Origin of the sequence: Bacteroides sp. 14(A) (assembly GCF_000526555.1) — a bacterium.
GTDB lineage: Bacteria > Bacteroidota > Bacteroidia > Bacteroidales > Bacteroidaceae > Bacteroides > Bacteroides cellulosilyticus.
Genome location: NZ_JAGH01000002.1, coordinates 659,286 through 673,993 on the forward strand (window position 1 = coordinate 659,286; position 14,708 = coordinate 673,993).

Below are 14,708 nucleotides of genomic sequence, written 5' to 3' on the forward strand. Positions count from 1 at the left end.
TATATGTCCCTTTTTTCGTTAGTTCTTATGGACTTCTATTCATTATTAATTAATATTTAAGGTTTAACAAAATAATTAATATAACACGATTTTTTCTCCTTTCAACATATAATGCACTTTTCCGGTAGCGGACAATGCGTTTAGTATATCATTGAGACCTTGCTTAGTTCGGTTAAAGTTTCCATAGAACCTAAGCTCCTTCAAAGATTCTTCAGTAAACTCTATTTCTACGTCATAGCTTCTTTCCAATATTTTAGCGACTTCCAGCAATGGTGTTTCATCAAATGACAGGCAACCTTCCGCCCACTGCAATACTGCCTGAGCATTCATCGACTCTTTTTTCATCACTTTCTCCTTCTTGTCCAGCACCATTTGCTCATCAGGCATCAAAACCAAATCAGCCTCTTGACGAATTTTATTCTTCAAAGCCACTTTACCTTCAATCAGAGATACAACAACTTCCCCGTCTTCAGGGTAATCACGAAAGTTGAATTTAGTTCCCAAAACTCGTACCTGCACATCCTCCGTCTTGACATAAAACGGTATCTTCTGATTATGTGCTACTTCAAAATATCCTTCACCTTGCAGAGTCACTTCACGGCTATTTACACCAAAATCCTGTGCATAAGTGATACGAGAATCAGAATTCAGTAATACTGTTGTTCCATCCGGTAAATGGAGACGAGTTTGTGAACCGGCTGGTGCTTCTACTTCTATTTCCGCCAAGGCATTTCTCAAACTGTTCTCTCCTTTCTGGTATGAGAAATATGAAATAAAACCGAATAATAAAATTGCTACCGCATATTTGTACAAGCCTCTCCACACCGGGATTCTTGCTTTTCTCTTCTCAGCTTTTTGTTTTTCCACCCGTTTCTCAAACAGTTCAAAAGCCTTTTCCTGATCATAATATTTTCCTTCTTGTTCCTGCACTGCAGAGAACCAGATCTCCTGGCATTTCATAAAGTGCACACGATTTTCTTCCGATTCGGCAATCCATGCTTTCAATTCTTCCAAAACATCTGCCTCCAACCCTTCTGCCAAGAAGGTGGAAATCAGTTCATCTATATGTGCTGTTTTTGTTTCCATATTGGTATCTCTATAAGGATGACGATTTTTTTATTTGATAGGGTAGTCTAAATTTAATTTTTCTCACTATTTCAACCGAAAAAGAAAAAAAAGATAGTCAGCAGATATTTGCCAAGCTTACCATACAAGGTAGCCAAAGCATTCTTTATATGATATTTAACGGTATTTATAGAGATTCCCGTTTCCTGTGAGATTTCTTCGTATTTTTTTCCTTCGAACCTGCTTTTTCGAAAAACCTGCCGGCATTCTTCAGGCAATTCATCAATAGCACGATAAATTTCATATTCTAATTCCCGTTCCAATAATGAACCCAAAGGCGTTTCTTCAGAAATAATATATCGTTCTCTGATATCTTCATTATCCGCCAAGGCTGAAAAAGTCACTTCGCTTCGTTCTTTTTTAGAGGACAGGTAGTCCTTACAGCGATTACGGACCGCCTGTACCAAATAACTGCGTAAAGAGATTTGTATATCCAAAAACTCGCGAACTTCCCAAATATGGAATATCACATCACCTACAAGTGTCTCTGCCAGAAAGCCATCTCCCACAAATTCACGAGCCACATGACATAGCATACTATAATGATTCCGATACAGATATCTATAGGCTTCCTCATTACCTTGTTTCAACTGCTCAACAACTAACTGTTCTGAAAATTCCATGCCACCAGATTTAAGTACAGGCAAAGATAGAAAAATATTAGTGCCCGTAAAATATATCAGAATAAAATAACTACTTTTGCAGTATCCCTTAGCAATCATTACACACAAACAGACACACTAAGGAAAAAACAACTCACAGCCATGAAAAAAGAGCATAACTTTTCAGAAATACCTTATAATTATCCCTTATGCCTCAACTGTCAGTGCCCCAAAGCATCTACCTGTCTAAGGCTACTGGCGGAACTGGATATCTCAGATGACATTGAATTCCTGGTAATCATCAACCCCAAATACCAGGCCACACTAGGAGATAATTGTCCCCACTATCGTTCTAGTACCAAAGTGCGATACGCCAAAGGTTTTATGAATATTTTGGAAAACCTCCCGTACAAGCAAATAAAACCGGTTACCTCCCTTTTAATAAACCAGTTTAGCCAACGGACGTATTATCGTATTCGTAAAGGTGAACGTCTTCTTAGTCCCCATGAACAAAAAAGCATACTGGAAATTCTTAAGAAATGTGGAGTTACAGGAATACAAGAATTTGATGCATATGTTGAGGACTATGAATGGTAACCCGGTATATAAATGTATTCTTGCCTACGAAGTGGCAAGACGCTGCCAATACGGTGGCAAGACATTGCCAATAAGAAGGCAAGACTTTGCCATCGGGTTGGCAAGAATTCCTTTATGGTAATCATGCGGGAATACACACTCTTTTCCTGAACCAGGCTCTAAACACAGGAGCGGAATCGGCTATTGTTTCAAATACTCTGAGGGTAATACCCCAAACTCTTCCTTAAAGCATTGCCGGAAATAAACCACGCTGTTTATACCTACCCTGAAAGCAACTTCGGAGATATTATACCTGCCTTCCAGAAGCAACCGTTCAGCATGCTGCATTTTTATCTTACGAACATATTCATTGGTAGACAAGCCTGTCAAAGCTTTCATCTTGCGATACAGCGTAGACTTACTCATACACATATTATCAGCCAGATAACCTATGTCAATCTTCTCGGATGACAACCGGGCTTCTATCAGCTGATTTATCTTCTCAATAAACTCATTATCCAGTTTATTCAAAGACTCTGCCAATAAAGCACGTTTCTCATCCATATTATGATGTGGAGTACTGGTATTAAAACGCTCTGTCAGCCGCTTGCGGGATTCAAGCAAATTGTTGATACGACTATGCAGGAGAGTAGCACTGAAAGGTTTCGTCAGATAAGAATCGGCTCCCACCTGATATCCCTCTTCTTTATCCTGCAACGAATCTTTAGCAGTCAACAGAATAATGGGAATGTGACTGGTGCGCACATCTTCTTTCAATATTTTACACATCGTAATTCCATTCATCACAGGCATCATGATATCACTCACAATGATATCAGGAATACTATTTAATGCCTGCTCCATCCCCTGTTCGCCATTCGCCGCTGTTTTCACTTCAAAATCATCAGAGAAGGATTCAGCAATATAATTGCAGATGTCCTGATTATCTTCCACTATCAACATAATACGCTTTCCACCGGAAGCTGACTCAGGAATCTCTTCTTTTTCTTCCTTTTCATCTACGGTTCTTTCCGGTGAATCGGCATGTAATACATGAGGATAAGTATTATCAGTCAATAGACTGAAATAGAAGGTACTACCTGTGCCTAAGGTACTCTCCACCTTTATTTCCCCCTCATGCAACGTCACCAGATTTTTCACCAGTGCCAGACCGATGCCGGTACCCGAAGCCTGATGATCGCCTCCTTCCTGATAATAACGATTAAAGATATAGGGTAATGCCTCAGGAGTAATGCCAAAACCGGTATCACTTACTTTTATTTCGGTATAGCTGATATTATTCCGTACCACATTGTGCAATCCCAGGGTGATAGAACCCTTCTCGGTATATTTAATAGCATTAGAGATCAGATTATCCAGGATAATAGTCACTATCTCTTTATCAAAGTATAGAGGCATATCCTCTTTTTCCAGTTCGATGCGAAACTCAATATCCGGCTTACGATTCAGTTCTTTATATTTAAGTCCTATTTCGTATACCAGATTGGCAATATTGTCATGAGCCACACAAAGCTTCTTATTCTGTGTTTCCGTCTTTCTGAATTCCAGTATCTGGTTGATCAGATTCAATAATCGTATGGCACTTTGATGGATAACTGATATCTTCTGGGCATCCTTGTTGGAAAGCGAATTACTCTTCTGCATATCTTCCAGTGGGCCCAGTATCAATGTCAGCGGTGTACGAAGTTCATGCGTGATGTTGGTATAAAAACGCAGACGCTCCTGATTCAGTTCCTGCTCTTGCACATGATTCTTTTTTTCCAGATCGTACAGAACTTCCATATCAAGCTTCTTCTTGTAAGCATAAAGAATGAAGAACAGGATGGCTCCACTCAACAACACATAGCTGCATTTCGCCCACCAGGTAAGCCACAAAGGCGGAACAATATGGATATCCAAAGTTGTAACCTCATCCGACCATTCCTGGTTCTTGATACGGGTTTTTACCATGAAATGATAATCACCGGGAGGCACATTACGGAAGGTTACGCTATTGGGGTCTGTCACCGTATACCATGCATCTTCCAGTCCTTTCAGCATATAGGCATACTCCACCTGGTTGACCAATGCATAGTTCCGTATATTAAAAGTAATATTAAAGCTATTCTGCATATACTTCAGCCTTACTTTCGACTGACCGTCAATACTGACCACTTCTTCATTGTCTCCCATATTACCCAAAGGAGCAAATATCTTCATTTCCGTGATGACAGCCGCAGGAGACTCACGCTTTGTCAGAACAAAATCCGGATTGAAGTGGCAAAGTCCATTGATGGAACCGAAATAAATCTCTCCATTCTGATCCTTAGCTACACTGCCACTCATAAAATTTCCCATCGGCACATTATCCCAATGGTCATAGTTATAGAAAACATCCTTATCCCGCAACAGACAACTGATTCCCTTATTGGTGCTCACCCAGATATTATGATTCGCATCTTCCGTTATAGCACGTATATGTGTATTGGTTAAGCCTTCTTCACGGCGGTAAACCTTATATTCCCAATCGGATGGCGAAGAGAAACACACCAAACCTTCTCCTGTCCCGACCCATACATTCTTCCTGCTGTCTTCATAAATTGCATTGATGGTATTGGAAGGGAACAGGTTCTCCATATTAAAGAGCTTGATATCCTGCAACTCATCATCTCCTATCCCCAGGCCACTCCCAAAAGAACCGATCCACAGACGTCCCTGAGAGTCCTTCATAACGCACCGCACCAGATTGTTCTCAAACTCATAATGTCCCACGATCTTCTTATCAGCCAGACTAACTTTGTAGATACCACGACTGGTACCAATCCACAGAATATGCCGGTCGTCTTCATAGAACGAACGGATATCCTCGTGCTCTAATTCTTTAAGGAAGTTCCGGTGGAATATCTTTCTCTTCGAATCGTAATAATTCACTCCACCCATAAATAAGCCGAACCACAGATTATCTTCCGAGTCGCGCAGTGAGGCCAGCACAGAGTTTCCACTCATATCTTCAATCTCTTCCTGATAAACGGATACCCGTTTACCTTGATCAAAGACATTGATTCCTCCCCCATCTGTTCCAATCCACAATTTACCTTGGCTATCCACACAAACGCTGCTTGCTGTTTTATTATTCAGGCGACTCATTGAATTCTGATTGGGAGAATAGTAATAACCGCCAAACAAAGGTGGCTCATAGCTTAAGAAATTTATGCCACCACCCCATACACCCGTCCAGATATTCTTGAATGAATCCTGAAAAATGCACCTCGTACTTGAATTAGAGAGACTGTATCCGTCATCTCCTTCCCTGATATAATGAAATTGAGTCTGTTCGGGTAGCAGGAACAAACGCTGCGATAAATCCATTATGGCTATTCCGCCAAATTCCATAGCTATCCACAACTTATTCCCGTCAAGCTGCTTAATGTCGTAGATATAGTGCGAAAGATTCCCGTCTGAATTAAACTGGATGAAATTCTCTGATTCAGGATTAAACAATGCCAGACCTTTGTTTGTCCCTACCCAGATATTATTATTCAGATCCTTATATACGCATCTCACTTCATTACCCGGCAAGCTGTGCCGATCACTCGGATCATGCACGAAGTTCTTCGCTCTTTTATCTTTAATGGAAAGAATACTAAAACCATTATGGACATGGCCTACATATAACTTACCATTCCCTCCATCAGCAACAGTCCAGATGTTATCACTGACAAGCCCCGGTATATTTGCCGTATTATAATGAGAAAAGTGACCGGTTTCTTTATCGAAATATTCAATTCCTTTCCAATAAGTTGTCACCCACAGATTTCCATCAGCAGCGGCAATAACATTGGTTACGTCATCCGTAATGATACTTTCAGGCACAGCCTCATTATGCCGGTAGAATGTAAAGGTGTCCTTTACATAATTATAAGCATTCAACCCCGCCCTCTGTGTGCCAATCCATAAGATGGAATCCTTCGGATCATCCAGCAGGCAGTTCAGTTCATTCCCCGTAATGCCATAGCCGTTCTTTGTTTCATTCTTATAGTAAGTAATGAAGCGTGTTCCATCGAACTTATTCAAGCCCTCTTCAGTCGCAAACCATAAAAAGCCCTCTTTGTCCTGGGCTATACTAACCACATAGTTATTGGATAATCCCTTCTCAATTCCCAATTGCCTGACAGCATAAGGTTGTGCCGTCAGAAGGGCAGGTAACAACAGTAAGTAAAGTAATAATCTGCTTTTCATGACATCAATTTTCTATTGCAATCCAAAAGTATAAATAAATTCTTTATTTCAGATACACAAATCGTTCATTGCAAGATTTACATCCCCTCACTGCAAGATTTATGTAGTTCGAGAAAACTAAGATAGCTTACATTTGCATTATCTAAAAGTGATATTTTAGTAAAGAATGTATCTAATTGTTTAACTTTAAAAGTAATATGTATGAAGAAGAAGCATTTATTCAATGCCGCCCTACTCTGGGCATTCTTATCACTGACTTTATGGACTACAGGATGTAGCGACGACGATGGCTATCCTGATGTGGACGGACAGGCACCTTCCATAGAAATGACACTTGAACACATTCAGACTGCAAATGGTCGCACATTTACACTGGAAGGAACGATTAAAGATGCTGATGGTATTTCAACCATTCAACTGCAATGTGCCGACCTGAACCTCAACAAAACAATCGATTTGATCGAGATTTATGAGAAACCTCTCGAAACTTACGAATTGAGCTACGACTTCAAAATTCAACCGGATGAAATCGGTGAACAGTTCACCGTAAAAGTTACCGTAACCGACGTAGGCGGACGTACTGTTTCACAAGATGTACTTGTAACGTTGGACGGAGACTTTGAAGATCCAGTATTCGTTATTGCACCCGAAAAGGGTGGTATGGTCACCGTATTGCTGAGAGAAGGTGAAATCCCTACACTCAACATGAATATCTCGATAACTGACGACCGCGGACTGGATTATCTATTGGTAAATATCGAAGGCATCGAAGGATATGAAAACCTGAAAATAGATGCTGATGGTGAAAAAGCTTTTGAGCACTCATTCAACATCACAATGCCTAATGAAAAGAAGGACTATCCGATGACACTTACTGCTGTCGACAAGACAGGAAAAAGCACAATGATAGAATGTACCGTATCTGTAACCGATGTGCAGGATTTCGAAAAGATGTATCTGGCAGACGTAGCTACCGAAGCAGAACTAAACAGCGATGTATTCGGCGTACCGATGCGCATAGATCATGTGGGCGAATTCCAATATCAAGCTCTCTATTATTGCCAGAAAGCTAATACGGAAATCTTCTTCTTACCGCAAAAGACAAGTTTTTCTCCTGTTTGTTATGGTATTGATCCGACAGATGAAGCCATGCTGACCGATGATCCGGCACTGGCTAAACCAATTGTACTGACAGAAGCTAATGTATACTATAAAATCAATATCAATATCTTGCTGAAGACGTATGAAATGGAAACTTATTCACTTGCAGAAGCTGTAGACCCATGGCCTGCAAGCATGAAATACGGCTTACCTACCATGGATAAATGGAACAACAACAGCGGTGAGATGATGGACTTTACGTTCGGTCTGACATCTGACAATCCTACCGGAGTAGTCTCTTTCAAACAAGATGCCACTAACCCGCACTTGTTCTACAATGAGCCTATGTCACTGACAGCAGGAGAGTCAATGAACTTCATTATTCACAACTACCACACAGACCAATGGTGGAACTTTGTTCGCTGGTGCAGCGATACTGAAGAAGAGCCTGAAATATTCGGCTATTACACCGGAAGTGCATTTAAAAATTCCAATTACACCGGTCCCACTACAACACAAGATGTATGGTCTAAACCCAAAGTGACTGTAACCGGCACCTATCAATTCTGGTTTGATTCCCACCTGGGTAGAGCGAAATTAGTACGAGTAAATTAACCTAATAATAGTCTGACAAATGAGAAAGCAACTATTAATTGCATGTCTTTTGTTACTGTCAATATGCAGCTATGCACAACAGATAACAGTAAAAGGTATAGTGACTTCAGCTACGGATAAGGAACCCTTAATCGGAGCTACAATTCAAGTGAAAGGCAGTGGAACAGGTACCATCACAGGCATCGATGGTGATTATACACTGATGAATGTTCCTGCAAACGCTATACTTGTGTATTCTACCATCGGTTACCAGACACAAGAAATCAAAGTAAACGGACAGACCACCATCAACGTTGTGTTGTCGGAATCTGCCGAACTACTGGACGAAGTGGTGGTTATCGGATATGGTGCCGTGAAAAAGAGCGACCTGACTAGTTCCATCGCTACAGTGAAAGGCGATGAAATCACCGAAACTGTAACCGGTAATGCTATGGACGCCTTGCAAGGTAAGATCAACGGTGTACAGGTAACCAGCGGTGGTGGCCCGGGTACACAACCTAAAGTATTGATCCGTGGTGTAACTACAGTTAACGGAACCGATCCGCTCTACGTAGTAGATGGTATGCCGGTAGGTACGAACATCAACTTCCTAAACAGTAATGATATCCAGTCCATGGAAGTTCTAAAGGATGCTTCTGCGGCTGCTATCTACGGTACGCGTGCCTCTAACGGTGTGATCCTGATTACTACCAAGAAAGGTATTGCCGGAAAAACAAATATCAGTTTCAGTGCATCGGCAGGTTTCCAAACGTTGGCTAAACCCAAGATGGCCAATGCTGCCGAATACAAAGAAGTGTTCAATACCCGCTATACAAATGATGGAGGTACCTCTATCTGGAATGACACCGGTGCCACTACCAATCCGAATGGTACTGACTGGTGGGATGAGGTAATCAATAAGACTGCTTTAGTACAGAATTACTCACTCAACATCTCCGGTGGTAATGACAAATTGGTTTATAATCTTAGCTTAGGTTATTTCCGTAATAATTCACAATACGACTACGGATACTGGGATAAAATCAATGCACGTCTCAATACGGAATATACCTTCAACAAATACGTAAAAATGGGTTTTGACATTGCACCGCGCGTAGAATCATGGGATGATACTCCCAACCTTTTCTCAGCTGCTATGTCCATGGATCCGACAACTCCTGTATTTAAACCACAAGATCAATGGGTGGACAATGAGTTTAACAACTATCAGCGTTCTTACAACAATCAGGAATGGAACCCAGCCGGTTCGTTGTCACGCCAGAATGGACATTCACGTGAAATGGGTGCCATTGTAAACACCTATTTACAAGTAAATCCGATTGAAAAGCTTACCTTACGTACACAATTCGGAGCTAATGCCCACTTCCGTCGCTCGGATGGATTCACACCCGAATTCTATATCGACGCTTTGGAACAATCTACATTGAGTAATGTTTCCCGTGAGATGCAAGAATGGCTCGACTGGAACTGGACCAATACTGCAACTTATTCTGACACTTTTGCTTCAAAGCATAACCTCAATATAATGGGTGGTTTCACAGCAGAACGTTTTGCATGGTTCCAGACCAAGGCTTCACGCGACGATGTGCCCAACAATATGGACATCATGCAGGAAGTAAATGCCGGTACACAGAATCAGAAAGGTGACGGTACTACCACCTACAACACGTTGATATCATACTTGGGACGTATCATGTATAACTATGATAACCGTTACTATGTGACAGCATCTATCCGTGCCGATGGTTCTTCCCGCTTCCCCAAAGGAAACAAATATGCTATCTTCCCCGCGGTATCTGCTTCATGGCGCATCATCAGCGAAAGCTTTATGCAAGACCAGAAGGTATTCAGCAATCTGAAACTACGTGGTGGTTGGGGTCGTGTAGGTAACCAGAACATCGACAACGATGCTACTCTTACCCTACTGGGACAAGCTGACTATGTATTTGGTTCAACTCCCGTCCGTGTACCCGGTACCATGATATCAGGCGTAGGAAACAATCAACTGCAATGGGAAACAGTGGAAGACTGGAACGTAGGTGTGGACATGTCATTCCTAAACTCCCGCCTAGGTGTAACTTTTGAATATTTCCAAAAGAAATCCAGCAACATGCTCTATCAGAAACAGAATATCTTCGCTATCGGTTATCCCGATTGGAACAGCACTGTATGGATGAACATCGGTAGTATGAAAGCCAGCGGTTGGGAATTAAGCCTGAACTGGCAAGATAAAGTATCTGATTTCTCTTACAATGTAGGTGTAAACCTTTCAGCTGTGAAAAACAGAGCTATCAAATTCTCTGGAGACGGACCTATTCAGACTGGTGGGTTCAATAGTGATCAGATCATCCGTAACGAAGACGGTGGTTTAATTTCACGGTTCTACGGATACGTGGCAGATGGTATCTTCCAAAACTGGAGCGAGGTATATGCTCATACCAACGAGCATGGAAAACTGATACAGGATAAAGCACAGCCAGGTGATATCCGCTTCAAGGACTTGAATCATGACGGTGTACTGGACGAGAACGATAAGACATGGATCGGTAACCCTTATCCAGACCTTATGGTAGGTTTGAATCTGGGCTTCAATTACAAGAACTTCGACTTCACAGCCAACTTCTACGGAACACTCGGCAACGATATCTTTAATAAAACCAAAGGATTATATTCCGGGGTAAGCGGGCAGAACGTATGGGCAGGCACGCTGGAAAAAGCATGGCATGGCGAAGGTACCAGCAATGACATTCCACGCTTGTCATACAACGACCTGAACCAGAACTATACACGCGTATCCAGCTTCTTTGTAGAAGACGGTTCGTACATGCGATGCAAACTGCTTCAGGTAGGTTATACTCTTCCCAAGAAGCTGCTGCGCGGAACAGAGTTGCGTCTTTCATTCTCAGCACAGAATCCGTTCACTATCACCGGTTATTCAGGTATGGATCCCGAACGTCCGCAGATTGGTAATGATGGAAGTGTAATCGAAACAGGTATCGATGGCATTGCCTATCCCAACCCACGTACATTCTTGTTTAGTATTGACTTTAAATTTTAATCCTTGATAACAATGAAACAGATATTAGCAATATTGACATTGATTGCCTCGCTGACATTCACCTCTTGCGAGGACTTCCTGACCGAGGAAGTGCGTGGGCAACAAAATCTCGACACCTATTTCCAAAGTGTAGAGGAAGCCGAGTCATTCATCACCGGTTGCTACCAGGCCATCACTTTCGGTGGTTGGTGGAACATCAATACGGTATGGTTACTTTCCGAAATGTGCAGCGATGACGGTTGGATGGGAAATACAACCCAAAGCCAGAGTGATTATATCTCTTTAGCACATTATCAGGGTACAGGACAGAGCAACGGAGCCATCTCAAACTTCTGGCAATACCGTTATAAAGGCATCTTACGCTGCAACGTAGCCGTAGAACGCATCTCACAATCCGAATTCTCGGACGAAGACATGAAGAACCGCCTGATAGGCGAAGCCCGCTTCCTGCGTGGATATTTCTACTTCGAACTGGTAAGAAACTTCGGCGGTGTACCTCTCGTTACAAGCTTCCTGTTGCCCGAGGAGATACAAGGCATTACCCGCGCTTCTGCCGAAGATGTATATAAGTTCATCGAAGATGATCTGAAAGCTGCCGCCGACGCGTTGCCAAAACGTAGTGAATATGCTGCCACCGATATGGGGCGTGCTACCAGTGGTGCAGCTTTAGGCCTGCTAGGTAAAGTTTACCTCTATCAAGAAAAGTGGCAAGAAGCACATGATGTATTGGAAACCGTTATCGACAGCAAAGAGTACGAACTGCTTGATAACTTCGGTGACGTATGGAGTGTTGATCACAACAACAGTAAAGAGAGTCTGTTTGAAGTACAGTATATGTACGACGGTACTTATTCATTAGGTGGTTCACTGACAATAATCACCGGTGCACGTAATGGTCCCGGCGACGGATGGTCTTGGGGTCAGCCTACTGCCAACCTCGAACAGGCTTACATTGACGCAGGTGATACCGAACGCCTTCGCTGGACTATCATCAAAACCGGATGTACCGAGATTGCCGGTGAAGATAACTTCGATAAGTTCATTGAAAATAGCAAAGACATGGCTAATTACAAGACTTATATCGAGAAGTATGGTTGGGATCCGGATTGCTATATAATTGACCCTGCACAACATAAATCGGCACGTATCGTCCGCAAATATTTCGTACCTATCGAAAAGCGTCCGGAAGTGTACAATACAGACAAGATTCCTTTGGATCACCGCATCTTGCGCTATGCCGATGTATTGCTGATGTATGCCGAAGCCTGCAACGAACTGGGTGATGACGCTACAGCACGTAAATACCTCAATGAAGTACGTAACCGCGTAAACCTGGAGGATGTAAAATCAAGCGGCAACGATCTCCGCAAAGATATCCGTCTGGAACGTCGCCTGGAATTAGCATGGGAGCAAAATCGCTTGTATGACATCCGCCGCTGGACCGACGACAATGGCAAGAAGGTGATTTCCAATCTGCTGGGAACCAATGGTACTTTCGTTAAGTATAACACAGATGCCGCTACCCGCGACCTCTATGAATGGGAGAACCAGGGCGAAGCAAGTAATAAAGGTGCTGGCTTTGATGAAAACCGCGACATGGTATTCCCCATTCCTTTGTATGAAATCACAATGTCTAATGGTTCTATCGTTCAGAATCCGGGTTGGAATTAACCCCGGTGAATGTCTAAATAGAATTCTTCAATAGGTCTTTATACTCTGTCGCGGATAGTTTCATAATAGATTATCCGCGACAGTCTTTTTTAAACCATCGAATATTTATGAAACTAAAATATTATTTCACTCTGCTGTCCCTGCTTTCCTTTATGGCTTGCAGTGACGATTCTCCTTCTACACCCGATACTCCCGATCAACCGGATGTACCGAATAGTGTAGAGAAACTAGTCACCATTAATGCCGGAAAAACCTATCAGACTATCACAGGATTCGGTGCATCAGACTGCTGGAATCCTTCCTATGTAGGTAAATACTGGACCAACAGCCGTGAGAAAATCACCGAATTACTCTTCTCTTCCGAAATCCAGGCAGGAAGCCCCAAAGGTATCGGTCTCTCCATGTGGCGTGTAAACCTAGGCGGTGGAACTGCCGAACAAGGTGATGCAAGCGGCATTACCGATAAATCCCGTCGCGCAGAGTCATACCTGACAAACGACTTGACCCTTGACTGGAATCGTTGCGAAGGGCAACGTTATTTCCTGAACCGTGCTAAAGAGTTCGGTTGCGAAAGTATCGTCCTTTTCAGCAATACACCACCCGTACAATATACACAGAACGGCAAAGGTTTCTCCAACCAAGGAGGAGTATCAAACCTGAAAAACGATTGCTACGATGACTTTGCCGCTTACATGGGCGATGTAGCTCAATACTACATAGATAAAGGTTATCCTGTGACGCACATCTCACCGGTCAACGAACCGCAATACAACTGGGATGGAGGACAAGAAGGAAGCGGCTGGACCAATGACGAAGTTGCCAGATTGGCCCGCGAACTGGATGATGCCTTAACCGAACGTAATTTGTCTACCGATATCCTACTCGGTGAATCGGGCGACTGGGAATACTTATATAAGACCAAAGACGATGCCAATCGCAGTAACGTTATGTCTGCCTTTTTCACCCCCGGCTCGTCAGCTTATGTAGGTAACTTAAATCATGTAAAGAAACTAATCTGCGGTCATAGCTATTGGACCGATGGTACTTGGGACGGTATGCGCAGCGTACGTAAGCAAGTGGCACAAGCAGCAACGCAATATGGTGTAGATGTATGGCAAAGTGAATGGAGCATGCTGGGAGACAACTACAGCAACACAGAATTTGTAGGATATGAGAATGCTACAGAAATGGATATCGCATTTTATATGTCGAGAGTGATACACAATGACCTTACCGTAGCAGGAGTATCTTCATGGAGCTACTGGACTTCCATGGACGTAGCCCGTTGGGGACATAAAAACCGTTTTCTTCTGATATCCCTCGTACCTGGTGGAGGAATCAACGACAACAATGACAACATAGAAAAAGAAGGTACCTTCCAACCCACTGCCACCCTTTGGGTATTGGGTAATTATAGTCTGTTCATCCGCCCCGGATACCAACGTATCAACATGCAACTGACCGAATCGCTCAACTTCTTTGGATCTGCATGGCTATCCCCGCAAGGAGATAAAATAGTAGCCGTCTTCACCAATATGTCCAGCAAGAATGTCCGCCTAAGCGAAACTCATGAAGGATGGAGCAACGAAGCTACGTCAATCCGGACCTACACCACTACCAATAGCAAAAAACTGACAGAAGCCACCGTATCTGCCGGAGAATCTGTACTTTTGGAAGCGGAAAGTGTAACCACAGTAGTGTATAATCTAAAATAATCATCC

At 42.7% G+C, this 14,708-nt stretch carries 8 protein-coding genes; 5 read left to right on the forward strand and 3 right to left on the reverse strand.

Translation table 11 applies throughout. The features are described 5' to 3' along the window. Positions 1–75: 75 nt before the first annotated feature. Entirely contained in the window at positions 76–1,086 is a 1,011-nt protein-coding gene (locus tag K429_RS0110165) for a FecR family protein (RefSeq protein WP_026366827.1), read from the reverse strand. A 71-nt stretch (positions 1,087–1,157) separates the two neighbouring features. Further along, positions 1,158–1,748 (reverse strand): RNA polymerase sigma-70 factor, encoded by a 591-nt coding sequence (locus tag K429_RS0110170; RefSeq protein ID WP_026366828.1) that lies wholly within the window; start codon positions 1,746–1,748, stop codon positions 1,158–1,160. A gap of 141 nt (positions 1,749–1,889) precedes the next feature. On the opposite strand from K429_RS0110170, the gene K429_RS0110175 reads away from it, so the two are divergent. Beyond that, on the forward strand, positions 1,890–2,324 hold the full coding sequence (locus K429_RS0110175; RefSeq protein ID WP_026366829.1) for a DUF6078 family protein: 435 nt from the start codon (positions 1,890–1,892) through the stop codon (positions 2,322–2,324). 180 nt (positions 2,325–2,504) lie between these two features. On the opposite strand, the gene K429_RS0110180 is transcribed toward K429_RS0110175, so the two are convergent. After that, positions 2,505–6,542 carry a hybrid sensor histidine kinase/response regulator transcription factor gene (locus tag K429_RS0110180; protein WP_026366830.1) on the reverse strand — a complete coding sequence of 1,346 codons (4,038 nt, stop codon included), beginning with the start codon at positions 6,540–6,542 and terminating at the stop codon, positions 2,505–2,507. A gap of 201 nt (positions 6,543–6,743) precedes the next feature. Between K429_RS0110180 and K429_RS0110185 the strand changes: the two genes are divergently transcribed. The 4 genes from K429_RS0110185 to K429_RS0110200 all read left to right on the forward strand — a co-directional run bounded on the left by K429_RS0110185 (position 6,744) and on the right by K429_RS0110200 (position 14,702). Then, positions 6,744–8,258, forward strand: coding sequence for a hypothetical protein (locus K429_RS0110185; RefSeq protein ID WP_026366831.1), 1,515 nt, complete (start codon positions 6,744–6,746; stop codon positions 8,256–8,258). Between the two features lie 19 nt (positions 8,259–8,277). Then, positions 8,278–11,316, forward strand: a complete 3,039-nt coding sequence (locus tag K429_RS0110190; protein WP_026366832.1) for a TonB-dependent receptor — start codon at positions 8,278–8,280, stop codon at positions 11,314–11,316. A gap of 12 nt (positions 11,317–11,328) precedes the next feature. Continuing rightward, positions 11,329–12,987 (forward strand): RagB/SusD family nutrient uptake outer membrane protein, encoded by a 1,659-nt coding sequence (locus K429_RS0110195; protein ID WP_007211282.1) that lies wholly within the window; start codon positions 11,329–11,331, stop codon positions 12,985–12,987. A 107-nt stretch (positions 12,988–13,094) separates the two neighbouring features. Continuing rightward, positions 13,095–14,702: a glycoside hydrolase gene (locus K429_RS0110200; protein ID WP_026366833.1), complete on the forward strand. Its 1,608-nt coding sequence runs from the start codon at positions 13,095–13,097 to the stop codon at positions 14,700–14,702. Positions 14,703–14,708: the final 6 nt, after the last annotated feature.